The following is a 13,830-nucleotide window of genomic DNA, read 5'->3' as shown; positions in this document are numbered from 1 at the left end:
CGCGTGTCGTCACCTCTCCCACCCCCAGACGCGACGCTGAACACAGGTACCCATCAGTAACTTTGCGCGATCACCGGATGCGCTATCGGCGGACGCGGCGGCGAACCGGGCACTGCGGCAGAATGCGCCGTATGCGCAGTGAGGTGATCACCGTCCGGACCGGCTCCCGGCCGACCGTCCGGGACATCACGAGCGAGGCCGAGCGGTTCGTGTCCGGGGCCGGCGACGGCCTGCTGCACGTCTTCGTCCCGCACGCCACCGCCGGGCTGGCGATCATCGAGACCGGCGCCGGCTCCGACGACGACCTGCTGCGGGCGCTCGACGACCTGCTCCCCACCGACGACAGGTGGCGGCACCGGCACGGCTCACCCGGGCACGGCCGCGACCACGTGCTGCCGGCGTTCGTGCCGCCGTACGCCACGCTGCCGGTGCTCGGCGGGCGGCTCCAGCTCGGCACCTGGCAGTCGATCTGCCTGGTCGACACCAACGGCGACAACCCCGACCGTCAGGTGCGCTTCTCGTTCCTGGCCGGCTGACCGGCCGGACCGGGCGCCCCGCGCCCGGCCCGGCCGCGCCGTCACGGGCGGGCCGTCTCCGCCTCCACCGTCTGCCGGCCCTGGTCGACACCGGGGGCGGCGGTGCGCGCCGCGGCCGGCGGCCGGTCGTGGGTCAGGTTCAGCCCGGGTACGCGGTCCTCGATCACGAACGTGGCCCGGGTGTACGCGGGCGCGTCCGGCCGGCTCACGTACGGCAGCACGTCGAAGTCGGCGGTCAGCTCGGTCGGGGTGATCGTGGTGCGGACGTACCCCCGAAGGTTGTTCTGGAAGCGCAGGTGCGGGTTGAACGCCAGCCACGGGTGCGAGCCGGTCGGCGAGTCGGCGCCGTCCCCGGTCGAGGTGATCGACGAGCAGACCAGCTCGCTGCCGACGGTGCGCGAGGTCGGGTCGGCGTAGTCCAGCTTCAGGTCGCTGGCCCAGTGCGCGTGCACGTCGCCGGTGAGCACCACCGGGTTGCGCACCCCGGCGGCCGTCCAGCCCCGGGTGATCCGGTCCCGGGAGGCGACGTACCCGTCCCAGGCGTCCATGCTCGTCACCGTCAACGGGCCGGAGTTGTTGTCCCGCTGGGCGAAGAACACCTGCTGGCCGAGCAGGTCCCAGCGGGCCTCGGAGCGGCGGAAGCCGTCCAGCAGCCACGCCTCCTGCGCGGCGCCGGTGATCGAGCGGGCCGGGTCGGACGCCTCCGCGCAGCTCTTGTAGCCGTCGCCGCACGCCTGGTCGTCCCGGTACTGCCGGGTGTCGAGCATGTGGAAGGTGGCCAGCCGGCCCCAGCGCACCCGGCGGTAGAGCTGCATGTCGATGCCGCGCGGGATCGAGGTGCGGCGCAGCGGCATGTTCTCGTAGTACGCCTGGAACGCCGCCGCCCGCCGGGCGGGGAAGTCCGGATCGGGCACCTCGGGCACCTCGTCGGCCCAGTTGTTCTCCACCTCGTGGTCGTCGAAGACCACCACCCAGGGCGCGACCGCGTGCGCCGCCTGGAGGTCGGTGTCGGTCTTGTACTGGGCGTGCCGCTGCCGGTAGTTCGCCAGCGTGCGGGTCTCCGGGCCCTCGTGGTCACGCGGGTTGCCGCCGGGCACGGTGTAGGTGTCCTTGGCGTACTCGTACTGGTAGTCGCCGAGGTGCAGGATCAGCTCCGGCTCGGTCTCGGCCAGCCGCCGGTACGCGGTGAAGTAGCCGTGCTCGTACTGCGAGCAGGAGGCGAAGGCCATCGCGAGGGCGGACGGCATCAGCCACGGCGCCGGTGCGGTCCGGGTGCGCCCGGCCGGGGACAGCCAGCGCTGCGCCCGGAACCGGTAGAAGTACTCGCGGCCGGGCAGCAGGCCGCCCAGCTCGACGTGCACGCTGTGCGCCGACTCCGGCCGGGCCAGGGCCACGCCGCGGCGCACCACGTGCCGGAAGCGCTCGTCGGCGGCCACCTCCCAGTTGACCGGCACGACCCGCGACGGCATGCCGCCCAGGCCGTCCTCGGCCAGCGGCTCCGGCGCCAGCCGGGTCCAGAGCACGAAGCCCTCGTGGTCGGGGTCGCCGGAGGCCACGCCGAGCGTGAACGGGTCGCGGCGCAGCGGGCCGGGCGACGCGGCGGCCGCGACCGGCAGGCCGGCTGCCGCGCCGGCGGCGCCGAGCGCCGCGCCGCTGAGCAGGATGGTACGTCGGGACAGAGCCACGGTTTTCCTCCCCGGAGTCCGGTTCGTCGACTCCGGGAAGCCTCACGGACGTCGATGGACGGAAGGTGACGCGCGGACGACCGGCCGGGAATTTTCGCCGAACAGCGCTTCATGATCGGCAATCGGTTGCGGGAGGTGCCTGACCGTTCGGCTGATCGAAGATCGACTCGTCCATACGATGATCGGATGGCGCAAACCACCGTTCCCACCGTCCACAACCGGGCGGAGCTGGCCGGGGAGACCGTGCGCCGGATCCTGCACGTCGCCGCCGCGATGCGGCACCACCAGGACGAGGGGATCGCGGCGCTGGGCCTCACCCCCGCGGTCGCCCGGGCGCTGCACCAGCTCGACCCGGACCGCCCGCTCCCGGCCCGTGACCTCGCCGAACAGCTCGGCTGCGACAGGTCCAACGTCACCGGCCTGGCCGACAAGCTGGAGCAGGCCGGGCTGGTGGAACGGCGTACCGACCCGGCCGACCGGCGGCAGAAGGCGCTCGTGGTCACCGGGCGGGGGCGGCAGGTACGCGAACGGCTCCGCCAGGTGATGTCGGACTCCCGACTGCTCGACGGGCTGAGCACCGACGAACTGGCCACACTGCGGGACCTGGTGCTGAAGGTCTCCGACGGAGGCTGCCCGCAGGAGTGTGGGCAGGTCTGAGCCACGCCGGGCGGAACGTGTCCGAGTGGGCGAGGCGGGCCCGAGTCGGTAATGCTGTCCGCGTGACCACCCCGCACGATCTCGACGACCGGCTCCGAGCCGAACTGGCCGCGCTCGGGGCGCCCGACCAGCGGCGCGACCTGGGCGAACCGCTGCCCGACGGCGGCCCGTTGACCGGGGCGCAGGCGCTGGCCCTGTTCGACGCGCAGGTGACCAGCCGGCTGCTCGACCTGGCCGGGCGGTGGCTGTCCGGCTTCGGCGAGGGGTACTTCACTGTCGAGTCGGCCGGTCACGAGGGCGACGCCGCGGTGGCCGCCGCGCTGCGGCCGACCGACCCCGCGCTGCTGCACGCCCGCTCCGGCGCGTTCTACTGCCTGCGCGCCGCCCAGGCCGCCGGCGCCTTCCCCGCCACCTCCCCGCAACCGGAACCGGAACCGAAACCGAAACCGGGAAACTCTTGGAGCGAAAGCGCCCCTCCGGGGGCCGTTTCCCACCAAGATCTCGACGTTGACCCGGGGGAGACGGAGGCGGCCAGCCTCCCCGTGGGCGCCGGGATCGTCGTGGACGCGGACGGGGACGCGACTGTCGTCGTACCCGATCTGCCGCAGCCCGCGCCCGACGACGCGTTCGCGGCGGCGGCGCGCGACGTGCTGCGCGGCATCGTCGCCTCCGCCGAGGAGCCCGCGGCCGGCGGGCGGGCGAAGGTCTTCGGCCGCGCCGACCTGGCGGTCGTGCCGACCACCTCGACCGCCGGTTCGCACCTGCCGCGCGCCGTCGGCCTGGGGCTGGCGCTGGAGCGGCTGCGCCGCGGGGCGCGGCCCACCGACGGCGAGGCCGACGCGGCGCCCTGGCCCGCCGACGCCGTGGTGGTCTGCTCCTTCGACGACGCCGCGGCCGATCACGCCACGGCCACCGCCGCGCTGAACACGACCGGCTGGTACGACCACACCGGCCTGCGCATCCCGGTGCTGTTCCTCTGCGCGGACAGCGGCGCCTCCGCCGAGGGCTGGGTGGCCGCCACGCTGCGGTCCCGGCCCGGCATCCGGTACTTCGCCGCCGACGGCACGGACGTGGCCGCGACCTACCGGATCGCGGCGGAGGCGGCCGACTGGGTACGCCGGCAGCGCCGGCCCGCCGTGCTGCACCTGAGCACGGTCCGCCTGATGGAGCACGGTGACGGCGACGCGGCCCGCGACCCGCTGCTGGCCACCGCGCGGCTGCTGGTGACCTCCGGGTACGCCGGGGGCGAGGAACTGCTCGCCCGCTACGACGAGCGGGGCTGGCAACTGCGCCGCGCCGCCGAGGAGGTGCTGGACGAGCCGAAGCTCGCCTCCCCGGTCGAGATCGTGCGGGAACTGGCGCCGCGCCGGCCGGTCCGGGTGTCCCGCGCGGTCGCCCAGGCGGCGGCGCACGCGGCCGGGCCGGGCGCCGGAGCGCGGGCGGAGGCGTTCGGCGGCAAGCCGCCGGAGCTGACCGGCCCGCTGACGCTGGCGCAGAGCATCAACGCCGCGCTCGCCGACGGCATGCTCGACCATCCCGGTACGGCGGTGTTCGGCCACGAGGTGGCCGCCCGGGGCGGGGTGTACGGGGTGACCGAAGGGCTGCGGGACCGGTTCGGGGCGGCGCGCGTGTTCGACACGCTGCCGGACGAGACGTCGATCCTCGGGCTCGGTCTGGGCGCCGGGCTGGCCGGCCTGCTGCCGGTGCCCGAGATCCGCCACCTGACGCTGCTGCACGGCGCCGAGGACCAGCTCCGCGGCGAGGCGGCCACCATGCGGTTCCTGTCCCGGGGCGCGTTCCGCAACCCGATGGTGGTGCGGGTGCCCGGCCTGGCGAGCCCGGACGGACTCGGCGGGCACGACCGCAACGACGACTCGCTGGGGGCGCTGCGGGACGTACCGGGGCTGGTGGTGGCCGTGCCGGCCCGGCCGGACGACGCCGCGCCGATGCTGCGTACCTGCCTGGCAGCGGCCCGGGTGGACGGCAGCGTCTGCGTCTTCGTGGAGCCGATCGCGCTCTACCACGTCCGTGACCTGTACACCGACGGTGACGACGAGTGGACCGCCGAGTACGCCGAACCGGGCACCTGGGCGGACCGGCACGTGCCGATCGGGCGGGCCCGCGTCTACGGGATCGGCTCCGCCGAGGACCTCACCATCATCACGTTCGGTAACGGGGTGCGGATGTCGCTGCGCGCCGCGGCCACGCTGGCCGGGGAGGGCGTGGGCAGCCGGGTGGTGGACCTGCGCTGGCTGGCCCCGCTGCCGGTGGCCGACATCATCCGGGAGGCCTCGGCGACCGGCCGGGTGCTGGTGGTGGACGAGACACGGCGAACCGGCGGGGTGGGCGAGGGCGTGCTGTCCGCGCTCGTCGACACCGGATACGTGGGCGCCGCGCGCCGCGTAGCCGCACTTGACTCGTTTGTACCATTAGGTCCGGCTGCCCGTCAGGTACTGGTCTCCGCCGAAGCCATCACCCAGGGTGCCCGTACGCTGCTGGCACGGTAAATTCCGTTCCACCCGGTGCGCCACTTGCGCGGCGAGCCGCAACTGTGTGGACTGAGCCCGACGGTGTCACCCGACGCCACGAGCAGGGATAGATGAGGAGGCACTCGACAGTGAGCGCGACCGCTGGCCAGGCCGACGGGGTACGCAGCCTGGCGGACCGGTTCGGTATCGAGCCGGGCATGGTCGTCATGGAGATGGGCTACGACGACGACGTCGACACCGATCTCCGGGACGCCCTGACCGACCGCTGTGGGGAACTCGTCGACGAGGACACCGACGAGGTGGTCGACGCGGTTCTGGTCTGGCACCGAGACGGCGACGGTGACCTGTTCGAGCTCCTCGTCGACGCCCTCGGGCCGCTCGCGGACAACGGCGTGGTCTGGCTCCTGACCCCGAAGGCCGGCCGCGACGGCCACGTCGAGCCGAGCGAGGTCGCGGAGAGCGCGCAGACCGCCGGGCTCCAGCAGACCTCCACCATCAACGCCGGCCGTGACTGGAGCGGAGCCCGTCTCGTCATGCGGCGCGGTTCCAAGAGCAAGAAGTAGGGGCGGCGTCCGACACCCGGCGGCCGCGGTCGCCGGGTGTGGCAGGCTGATCATCTCCAGACCCGATCGCCGAGGGAGCACGCATGCCCATCGAGGTTGGCGCCGAGGCGCCCGACTTCCTGCTCAAGGACCAGAACAACCAGGAGGTCCGGCTCTCCGACCTCCGCGGTCGCAAGACCGTGCTGCTGGTCTTCTACCCGCTCGCCTTCACCGGCATCTGCCAGGGCGAGCTGTGCGAGGTGCGGGACAACCTCAACGAGTACGTCAACGACGACGTCCAGGTGCTGACCGTCAGCGTCGACTCCGTGTACGCCCACAAGATCTGGGCCGACCGGGAGGGCTACCAGTTCCCGCTGCTGTCCGACTTCTGGCCGCACGGCGCGGTGGCGCAGGCGTACGGCGTCTTCAACGACGTAGCGGGCATCGCCAACCGGGGCACCTTCGTCATCGACAAGGCCGGCGTGGTCCGGTTCGCCGAGATGAACATGCCCGGCGAGGCGCGCGACCAGCAGGGCTGGCGCAAGGCGCTGGCCGAGGCCGTCGCCGCCTGAGTCCCACACCCCAGGCACGTCGTTGCGCGGGGCCGGAGGCGGGCAGGTAAGCTGGCCGCTCCGGCCCGCCGTACGGGCGTTCCGGGCGCGTAGCTCAGTGGGAGAGCACTCGCCTTACAAGCGAGGGGTCGCAGGTTCGAAACCTGCCGCGCCCACCCTTCATCATCAGCAGAAACCGCCCCGAGAAGATCGTTCCTCGCGGCGGTGACAGCAACAGGGTCTATGGCAGCCGTCCATCAAGGCGGCCCTGAACGGGCCGCGCGCGCCGCCGCCTGGGCGCGCGTCCGTCGCTTCGCTGGCGCTCCGACTCCGGCCACGCAACACGCCCGGCGGCTGGCGCGGAGGGCGGGTAGCCCGGTGGGCCGCCGGATGATGACAGACCGTTGTCCGGTGAGGTGGTGGGCCGGCAGCTGGCCGGGCCGCGCGGCCAGCAGTCCGCGCGGCATGGGGGAGTGCACGCCGGGTCGTCGGCGGCTGCCGGGTCGGTAGCGGGGTTGCGGTTACTGCGCCTCCGGCGGGGGCGCTCCGGCTCCAGGATGGCCGGGGCTACGTCGGCGCGTCGCGGTCCGTGGGTCGTTGCGGTGGGGAGCCATCCCGCCCGCCGTCGACCCGGGCGAGCCGAGCAGACCACCGCCCGACCCGCCAGCGTCCGTACGTGCGTCAAGTCCGTCTTGACGTGGCGGGCCGGGCGGCGGCCTGCTCTCCAGGAGGGCGGGTCGATGGCAGACGGGATGGCAGGAAGTTGTGTCTTGTCTCAATGCCCGTTGAAACTAGCGCTTCTAGGCGAAATATCTAAACCGGGAATCCATAGACGCTCGCCACTTGAGGGTCTGCGGTCGGGTCGACTACGGCGATTACATCCCGTCCCTGAAATTCTCTCGGGTGATACATCCGGTAACCAGCGTCATCGCGGAAGCTCCAACCAACATCACCGAGTTTCGGGTGGCCGTGAGGAAAGGGGTTTATCGAGGTGGCTTCGCCGATATCGATCATATCGTTTGCGTCGAGAAATGACCCCATACAGGCGGGCGTAGCTGAAAAGCGTAGGTAGAGATCGTGCCCACCCCACATCCCGACGAGGGCATAGCGCAAGTCCTGCACTGGACAATCGGGCATTGCGAGTCCGTAGAGTTGCAGTCCTTCGTCTAGAGACATGGAGCCAGTATCGATCGAGTACGCTCGCTCATCAGCCGCCTTGCAGCCTGCGGTAACGCAGAGAAGGAGCGCCAGTAGTGCGACCGCCACGGTTCTGCATCGTTGGCCCGCTGTCATCGCGCTAGGCATGGCCGTGACTCTATGGGACGCAAGAGAAGCGAAGCCGCGCGGGTGACTAACCGTGACGACGGGTACGAGCGGCGTGAGCCCAGGAGCGAGCGTGACCAGCGTGTCGACCAGCCCACCGCAGGTCAGCCGAGAGGCCGTCTAGGTTCCGCTTCAACGTCTGACTCTTGTGTTGGGTGACCAACTGGGTGACGACCGGGGCGGCCGACGCCGGACGTCCACGGAAGGTGGTGGACTGTTCCGGCAGCTCACCCCGGCTACTCGCCCAGCTCATCGACGGCTGATCATTCGTTCGGGACGAAGAGGTCATCGCAGCTCGAACGTAAACCGCTCCTCGTGGCCAGCCTCTCGGTCCTCGGCTTCCACGGCTCGCAGTAGGCCACAGATCCTTTCGAATCGCTCCGCCCCGAGATTCCTCTCGCTGACCTGCCAGTCAGTCCAGACCACGGCGACCGGGCGGGGAACATCCCTGCTCAGTCGGTCCCACAGAGCATCCAGATTCGCACCGTAGTACGGCCCGAAGTCGAGAGCACGGGCCAGGAGCAGGTGAAGGTCGGCTTCGGTTCGCACCTCGCGGCCGTCGATCTCCAAGTGCACGTGTCCTCACCCGTCCCTGCTGGCAGCTACGCCACCGACGCGTGTCTCGTCTGGGCGAGGCCCGTGCCCGATCCGTGCCCGACACAGCGGTCAACACGGGGCGCCAGGGACACGTGAGTTGCCCGAGGATCAACGTTCGGTAGCAATCTCCCTGATGCTGCAACTACCCACCGTGTAGATCAACCCGATTCCCAAGCTGAGGGTCGGTTCGTCTGCGTGCCAGTGGTGTGCAGGCTGAGCAAGGATGTCTGCGTGGCGGAAGTTATGACCTTGTTCATGCGGTCCGGCGAGCCAGTGGCGCAGCGCCTCCTGGACGAGCTGGTCGCGGAGATTCGAAGGCGGTACCCGGTGGTGGCTGCTACGCCGGCTGGGGATGGTGTCGGTTGGGCATCGTACGAGCTGTCCAGCGACCGCGACGTTGTTGCGGAAGTCCGCGACCGATATCCGACGGCCGTGGCCGCCGGCGAGCAAACGTCTCCAATTGTCCTGCGTGTGGTTACCCGACCCGATGCCGTCAAGAGCGCCATCGATCACGGGCTTGACCAAGGGGGCCCCGTTGACCTGACCTTCTGTGACACGCTCGCGGAGGTCGCTACGTCTGGCTACCTGCTGGACTGGGCGATCGTGCGAGCCATTCACAGGCTCACCTTCGACCGGTGGGCTGCGATCCTCTACACCGAGCAAGCGGGCTTCGACACTATGACTCCCGAGTCGGAGGCATAGCGGCCAGCGACAGCAACGGGATGGCACGGGGACGGCCGCCGGCTGCCAAGCGCGGACAGTCGCCAGAGGTCGCGTACGCGGATGGACGCCACCGGACGAAGCGCCCAGAACTTATAAGCGAGGGGTCGCAGGTTCGAAACCTGCCGCGCCCACCACCCATCAGCAGTGAGACGACGGTGTGCCGCAGGTCGTGCAGCCGGACCTCGGAGCAGCCGGCTTTCTCTCCATGGCCGGCGAAGTGTCGGTTGAGGTTGCGTCTCGACGTGGCGGCCCTGACGGCAGCTCTGCTGGTGCAAGGGCGGGCCGACGGCGCCCGATGATCGTCCGCTCTTGCGATGAGGCTGTGCAGCGTCTCTCGGTCAGGGGCCGAGCGCCGGTAGGAAGACTGGCGCGATGAACGCTGCGACCGACACCAGCCCGGCGGCGACGGCGAGGGTGATCATGGCCCACCTCGGCGTTCTTACGACCTGACTGTCGGTGCTGCCGGCGCTGGTCACGTCGCGCAGCATCGCCACGATTCGCTCGACGGTGCGCGCCTGGGTCCGCCCGTTGGTTCGGTACCTGCTGTCGCCGGCGTCCAGTATGGGTGAGTCGACCCGGAACTGTACGTGATCGCCGTTGGTCAGGTCGAGGCGGATCTTTACGCCGCGCTGGGAGAAGCCGCCGAGCATGTGCCGGGGTACCGATGTGCGGCGCAGCGCCGTGTCGATGTGGAGATATTCCGGTGTGACGACGAACCGGGCGGCCGGCCCGGCCAGGTAGCAGCCGGCACCGCCGCTCGCGGCGAGCGCCAGTTCAAGCAGGCTGCCCGCGCGGGGCTGCTCACCCCAGTACACCAGAGCGGCGCCGGCGAGCCCGCCAACGGTGACCGCCATGTACAGGTAGGCAATTCCGCTGCGACGTCGTAGCGAACGCCGCTGCCTCCCGACGTGGCGTGCCACCCCCAGTTCGTGGGGAACCTTCGGCAGGGTCGAGTCTGCGTACCTGAGGGCGTTGGCCGAGGTGATTCGTCCAGCCACCGCCACCAGAAGCGCGACGGCACCGAATATCGCCGGGACCATGAATCTGCCGCCTCCATCGGCGACCTCGGCCGGGGCGCGGACCACCCAGAGGACCGCCGCAACGGCCAACAGCAGCAGCCCGACGCCCGACACGATCAGCGTCAGCCCCCAGGTCCAGATGAGGGCGCCGTTGTCGTGCCACTCGACACGTGATCGCTTGCCCACGCCACACCCCCGGCCGATGCCCGCCGGCTACGCGACCGGCGGCCGATCATGTTAAGAGCACCGCCAAGTCATGTGAAGAGCACCGGTCCGATCGGTCTCCTGCACTGATCGGCGTTCAGCGGACGCGTCGCCCAGCAACCGCTGAACCACAGCCGCGCCAGGTCCGCTGCGGCAAGCGAGGGGTCGCAGGTTCGACACCTGCCGCTCCCACCATCAAGGGAAGGGTGCCACCACGCGAAGCGAATCCCGGCCACACCTCAACTCTTCCGCCCCGCATATCGGAGCGCGAGTCGTCGGATGATGGCCTCCGCGTCGGTAGCTGGTAGCCAGCTTGCTTCCTCGTGTGATTCGCTCTCTTCCCACTCAGGGATATCCGAAGGGTCTTCGCCTCCGATGCCCAGCGATACATCGCTGTGACGGGCACGGAAGTAGAACCGCTCGCCGCTCGGCAAGTGACCTTCCATCTGCACCGGAGCTGCCTCACACGTCATCTGCGCCTCCCAGCCTTCGCTTCGCAAGGTGGTGACGAGGCGGAGCCAGGAGGCCATGTGCTGCTGCATCCACCCCTGTGGCGCAGTCTCCTGGTCCATGCGGTCATGGTTCCACATCACGTGGGGACCTTGGCCGCACGAGACACCTCTGGTGGACGATGGACGAGCGTCGAATGCTGCTGGAGCCGTAGGGTGCCGGACATGCCTGAGGAAGCGGAAGTGGTTCTTCGTCTCGACCGACCGTCAGCGACGGCGCTTGCCGACCTGATCTACAACGTCGGGGAGCACCAGGCCGCCGGCATGGCCATCGCTGAGCTGTCGACGGACGACAGCGAGCGGCTCGGACAGGTGCTCCGTGACCTCTGGCGAGCCTTGGGCGTCCCGCTTCCGTACGCTGGTGTCAGCGGCAAAGAACCTCCTCGCCGGGCCTGATCCCCGGCGCTGGGAGTCGCTGACAGCACGGGCGGGCGTAAGAAGGGCTCAGTCGACGACCAAGTGCTGGTGGCATCGGTCGCCGGCGGTGTCCGGCAGCAGGACACACCCGCACACCTGGCACGTTCCCCAGCGGCCGTACCACGATCCCGTACGTCGGAATCGGGCGAGGGCGGCCCGCCAGGCATCCATGTCGGCCTCGTCAGTCTCGCCGTCGACCCCCGCAGGGTATCGCGGCTCGCTGCCGGCCAGGAAACCCGCGGCGAAGTAGCGGGCCTCGTCCGACATCGCCCTCATCTCGGCGCGCGAGACGTTGTAACCCACGTTCTCGTGGGGACACCACGCTGCCATTCGCCCGGCGAACGTGTGGCCGTTACCGACCAGGACGTCACGCCCGCAGGGAGCCTCAAACCACAGCCGCTCATCGATCACCGGCTCATCGAGCGGAGCCCGCTCCCAACGCAGCGGGAGGCTCACCTTCGCCACTACGCAGGAGGGGACCGCCTCGTCGGACGGCGGGCACGAAGCCACGAGACTGGCACCCCGTTCGTGGGCGAAGGCGATTGCCTCGTCCCGGGCCATCCGCTTCAGCTCTGTCCCGTTGTCGAGGTACACCTCGGCAGCCTCGATAGCCTCGTCGAAGCGGAAATCGGCCAGCGACCACATTCTGTCGGGCATGGACGACGATCCTAGAGCTGCAGAGAAACGATCAGTTCAAGCATCAGCCGGGAATCGTCAGCACCTGCTCCTCGGCCAGCGGCATGCGCCGAGAACGGTGCCCCGCCTGCTGGGTCGACGGGTCGACTTCAAGGCACGGAGCCGGTTCGAACTCGGGTCAGGCCCGGGCAGCGGGGAACACCTCACCAGAATCCTCGATGCTCCTATTTGACCCAGGCTGTGGGGCTACCGCGTCGGCATGCCACCGTGAGGGCTGTTGACGATCAAGCTGACCGATGTCGGGGCTAGGTAGGGGTGATCCGGGAAGTAGTCGATGTGCAGGTGGCCGCCGCCCTGGTCGGCCGCCATTGCCTCGACGTTCGACGCGAGGAGGGCCAGCGGGGCGGAGGCGCCGGAAATCTGGAGAACACCGCGTGCGTCGTCTATCGAGATGAGGACCATGCGGTGGGCTGAGGTCGAGACCTGGAGGCCGGAGAGTGCGGTGCCGCCGAAGTCGTCCGTGGCGTCAGGCTCCGCAGCATGGCCTCCGCTTCCGGCCACGATCAGCGCGGCCAAGGCGTGGTATTCACCGGCGGTTCCGGAGATGTCGACTTCACCGGACGGTGGATAGAAAAGGATCTTCATGCGGAATCTCCATCGCTCCGGGCTCACCCTCATGCCTGTTTCCCGCCGAGGCGCGCAGAGCCGGCAGGAAGGCATCGGCGGCCATCCGATTCGTGCGTGGCCCGCGCTAGTGATCGTCGATCATCGGCTCGGCCCACGCGGCGTGGTCGAACTCCCAGGTCCAGGTGATGCCTTCGGACCTGCCCGTGGCCGAGTCGACGGCAGCGGCGATCAGATGCTGCCCTGCGGGCACGATGGCGACGCGTCGCCGGACTCGCTTCGTGTGACGAATCCGGTACTTCAGGCCCTCGATGGCCACTACTCCGCAGTCGTTGCCCGGCTGGTCGACGGAGGACGACTCCACTGTCACACGCCAGCCTTCCTTGTGGGTCTTGTAGAGCCAGACCTCCAAGGCCCGTTGCTTGCCCTGGTTCTCTGATACCCGGGCGATGATTTCGATCGGGTCGGTACGGTTGTCCATCTCGTCCTCTGCCGTGGGCTGAGAATGCACCTTGTGGTTCGGGGTTGCGGTCTTTTGAGCGAACATGGATGACAGTCGCTGATGCCAGTCACCCGGCCGGCGTGTGTCGACGCCGGCGGGCGGCTCGGTTCTAACCTGGCGCGGAGACGGTCTTGACGATCATCGTTGCCAGGGACGTGGCCTTCTCCTGAGCGGTTGCGGTGACGTCGGTGGCGGTGCTCAGTTTGGGCGGCCAGAAGGCGAGCGCCTCGACACTGATGAGCAGCGAGCCGTGCGCGAAGATCAGCCGCGCGTCGCCGGGCAGGAACGGCATTCCTTCCGCGTTTTCCGGGTTCACCCGGCTCACCGTCGCCGTGGTCAGCCGCGCGCTCGTCGATCCGATGGTCATCGTGCGTGCGTCCCACCGGGCGGTGGCCATCCCGATGTTGAGTCGGAAATCCTTACTGGGGCAACGTGCGGTGCGCGCCCTACGCGCGGCCGCAGCGGCCGCCGAGGCATCGCGCAGACCGATCACCGTGACGTTCAGAAGGGTTCTCGGGGGCTGGACGTCGACGAAGATCCCTACGGGATTGACCTCCAGGCCCGCGCCCCACACCTGATCGAACTCCAATCCGCCCCCGTTCGACCGGTCGGGGTCGGCAATGAGCAGGTCGCAGGGTTCATAGGGCTCGCCGACCTCGATCGTGCGCTCCCGGATGTCGTCGCCGACGTCGGCCCGCTCGACCAGCTGGCGAATCGTCGCCATCAGCGCCTCCTGCTCGGTGGGCGATGCCGAGGGCGCGGGATCCACTGAGGGCGCCGGAGGCGGTGGCGGGTCGGCTCGTGTGACGCAGCCGG

Annotated in this window: 16 protein-coding genes and 1 tRNA gene; 8 read left to right on the top strand and 9 right to left on the bottom strand. The window is 70.0% G+C overall.

The window, feature by feature from the left end:
- Positions 1–131 precede the first annotated feature (131 nt).
- The gene (locus EAD96_RS30370) at positions 132–536 is read left to right on the top strand and encodes a secondary thiamine-phosphate synthase enzyme YjbQ (protein WP_030271630.1); all 405 of its coding nucleotides are present in this window, start codon (positions 132–134) and stop codon (positions 534–536) included.
- A gap of 41 nt (positions 537–577) precedes the next feature.
- Here EAD96_RS30370 and EAD96_RS30365 read toward each other — a convergent pair whose 3' ends face one another.
- Positions 578–2,221 (bottom strand): alkaline phosphatase, encoded by a 1,644-nt coding sequence (locus EAD96_RS30365; RefSeq protein WP_121686648.1) that lies wholly within the window; start codon positions 2,219–2,221, stop codon positions 578–580.
- A 186-nt stretch (positions 2,222–2,407) separates the two neighbouring features.
- Between EAD96_RS30365 and EAD96_RS30360 the strand changes: the two genes are divergently transcribed.
- The 5 genes from EAD96_RS30360 to EAD96_RS30340 all read left to right on the top strand — a co-directional run bounded on the left by EAD96_RS30360 (position 2,408) and on the right by EAD96_RS30340 (position 6,636).
- Entirely contained in the window at positions 2,408–2,878 is a 471-nt protein-coding gene (locus EAD96_RS30360; RefSeq protein WP_121686647.1) for a MarR family winged helix-turn-helix transcriptional regulator, read from the top strand.
- Between the two features lie 62 nt (positions 2,879–2,940).
- Positions 2,941–5,385 carry a transketolase C-terminal domain-containing protein gene (locus tag EAD96_RS30355; protein WP_233586241.1) on the top strand — a complete coding sequence of 815 codons (2,445 nt, stop codon included), beginning with the start codon at positions 2,941–2,943 and terminating at the stop codon, positions 5,383–5,385.
- Between the two features lie 110 nt (positions 5,386–5,495).
- Positions 5,496–5,930 (top strand): DUF3052 domain-containing protein, encoded by a 435-nt coding sequence (locus EAD96_RS30350; protein WP_013287823.1) that lies wholly within the window; start codon positions 5,496–5,498, stop codon positions 5,928–5,930.
- Positions 5,931–6,013: 83 nt separating this feature from the next.
- A complete protein-coding gene (locus tag EAD96_RS30345) occupies positions 6,014–6,481 on the top strand; it encodes a peroxiredoxin (protein WP_120568631.1) in 468 nt (155 codons plus the stop codon).
- 83 nt (positions 6,482–6,564) lie between these two features.
- Positions 6,565–6,636 (top strand) — tRNA-Val (locus EAD96_RS30340).
- Between the two features lie 637 nt (positions 6,637–7,273).
- Here the strand turns inward: EAD96_RS30340 and EAD96_RS30945 are convergent.
- Both EAD96_RS30945 and EAD96_RS30335 read right to left on the bottom strand, forming a co-directional pair.
- Positions 7,274–7,636, bottom strand: a complete 363-nt coding sequence (locus tag EAD96_RS30945) for a hypothetical protein (RefSeq protein ID WP_147457963.1) — start codon at positions 7,634–7,636, stop codon at positions 7,274–7,276.
- A gap of 432 nt (positions 7,637–8,068) precedes the next feature.
- Positions 8,069–8,359, bottom strand: coding sequence for a barstar family protein (locus EAD96_RS30335; RefSeq protein WP_121686645.1), 291 nt, complete (start codon positions 8,357–8,359; stop codon positions 8,069–8,071).
- Between the two features lie 252 nt (positions 8,360–8,611).
- On the opposite strand from EAD96_RS30335, the gene EAD96_RS30330 reads away from it, so the two are divergent.
- Positions 8,612–9,082 (top strand): hypothetical protein, encoded by a 471-nt coding sequence (locus EAD96_RS30330; RefSeq protein ID WP_121686644.1) that lies wholly within the window; start codon positions 8,612–8,614, stop codon positions 9,080–9,082.
- 359 nt (positions 9,083–9,441) lie between these two features.
- Here EAD96_RS30330 and EAD96_RS30325 read toward each other — a convergent pair whose 3' ends face one another.
- Together EAD96_RS30325 and EAD96_RS30320 are read right to left on the bottom strand one after the other, a co-directional pair.
- On the bottom strand, positions 9,442–10,308 hold the full coding sequence (locus EAD96_RS30325; RefSeq protein ID WP_121686643.1) for a hypothetical protein: 867 nt from the start codon (positions 10,306–10,308) through the stop codon (positions 9,442–9,444).
- A gap of 257 nt (positions 10,309–10,565) precedes the next feature.
- Positions 10,566–10,898 carry a hypothetical protein gene (locus EAD96_RS30320; protein WP_233586240.1) on the bottom strand — a complete coding sequence of 111 codons (333 nt, stop codon included), beginning with the start codon at positions 10,896–10,898 and terminating at the stop codon, positions 10,566–10,568.
- A 102-nt stretch (positions 10,899–11,000) separates the two neighbouring features.
- On the opposite strand from EAD96_RS30320, the gene EAD96_RS30315 reads away from it, so the two are divergent.
- The gene (locus tag EAD96_RS30315; RefSeq protein ID WP_233586239.1) at positions 11,001–11,231 is read left to right on the top strand and encodes a hypothetical protein; all 231 of its coding nucleotides are present in this window, start codon (positions 11,001–11,003) and stop codon (positions 11,229–11,231) included.
- Between the two features lie 48 nt (positions 11,232–11,279).
- Here EAD96_RS30315 and EAD96_RS30310 read toward each other — a convergent pair whose 3' ends face one another.
- The 4 genes from EAD96_RS30310 to EAD96_RS30295 form a co-directional block, all read right to left on the bottom strand.
- Positions 11,280–11,909, bottom strand: a complete 630-nt coding sequence (locus EAD96_RS30310; RefSeq protein WP_121686641.1) for a hypothetical protein — start codon at positions 11,907–11,909, stop codon at positions 11,280–11,282.
- A 225-nt stretch (positions 11,910–12,134) separates the two neighbouring features.
- Positions 12,135–12,533, bottom strand: coding sequence for a hypothetical protein (locus EAD96_RS30305; RefSeq protein ID WP_121686640.1), 399 nt, complete (start codon positions 12,531–12,533; stop codon positions 12,135–12,137).
- 106 nt (positions 12,534–12,639) lie between these two features.
- Positions 12,640–12,993 (bottom strand): hypothetical protein, encoded by a 354-nt coding sequence (locus EAD96_RS30300; RefSeq protein ID WP_233586238.1) that lies wholly within the window; start codon positions 12,991–12,993, stop codon positions 12,640–12,642.
- Between the two features lie 130 nt (positions 12,994–13,123).
- Positions 13,124–13,738 carry a hypothetical protein gene (locus EAD96_RS30295; RefSeq protein WP_121686666.1) on the bottom strand — a complete coding sequence of 205 codons (615 nt, stop codon included), beginning with the start codon at positions 13,736–13,738 and terminating at the stop codon, positions 13,124–13,126.
- Positions 13,739–13,830 lie beyond the last annotated feature (92 nt).

The organism is Micromonospora sp. BL1 (genome assembly GCF_003667485.1).
In the GTDB taxonomy this organism is placed as follows: Bacteria; Actinomycetota; Actinomycetes; order Mycobacteriales; family Micromonosporaceae; genus Micromonospora; species Micromonospora tulbaghiae.
The sequence above is the reverse complement of the archived record's forward strand: the minus strand, read 5'-3'. Positions and strand labels throughout refer to the sequence as shown.

Excerpts from the sequence above, each read along its gene's own strand:
- EAD96_RS30945 (WP_147457963.1), bottom strand. The coding sequence starts at position 7,636 with ATGTCTCTAGACGAAGGACTGCAACTCTACGGACTCGCAATGCCCGAT.
- EAD96_RS30345 (WP_120568631.1), top strand. The coding sequence starts at position 6,014 with ATGCCCATCGAGGTTGGCGCCGAGGCGCCCGACTTCCTGCTCAAGGAC.
- EAD96_RS30315 (WP_233586239.1), top strand. The coding sequence starts at position 11,001 with ATGCCTGAGGAAGCGGAAGTGGTTCTTCGTCTCGACCGACCGTCAGCG.
- EAD96_RS30295 (WP_121686666.1), bottom strand. The coding sequence starts at position 13,738 with ATGGCGACGATTCGCCAGCTGGTCGAGCGGGCCGACGTCGGCGACGAC.
- EAD96_RS30370 (WP_030271630.1), top strand. The coding sequence starts at position 132 with ATGCGCAGTGAGGTGATCACCGTCCGGACCGGCTCCCGGCCGACCGTC.
- EAD96_RS30305 (WP_121686640.1), bottom strand. The coding sequence starts at position 12,533 with ATGAAGATCCTTTTCTATCCACCGTCCGGTGAAGTCGACATCTCCGGA.
- EAD96_RS30310 (WP_121686641.1), bottom strand. The coding sequence starts at position 11,909 with ATGCCCGACAGAATGTGGTCGCTGGCCGATTTCCGCTTCGACGAGGCT.
- EAD96_RS30300 (WP_233586238.1), bottom strand. The coding sequence starts at position 12,993 with ATGGACAACCGTACCGACCCGATCGAAATCATCGCCCGGGTATCAGAG.
- EAD96_RS30320 (WP_233586240.1), bottom strand. The coding sequence starts at position 10,898 with ATGGACCAGGAGACTGCGCCACAGGGGTGGATGCAGCAGCACATGGCC.
- EAD96_RS30360 (WP_121686647.1), top strand. The coding sequence starts at position 2,408 with ATGGCGCAAACCACCGTTCCCACCGTCCACAACCGGGCGGAGCTGGCC.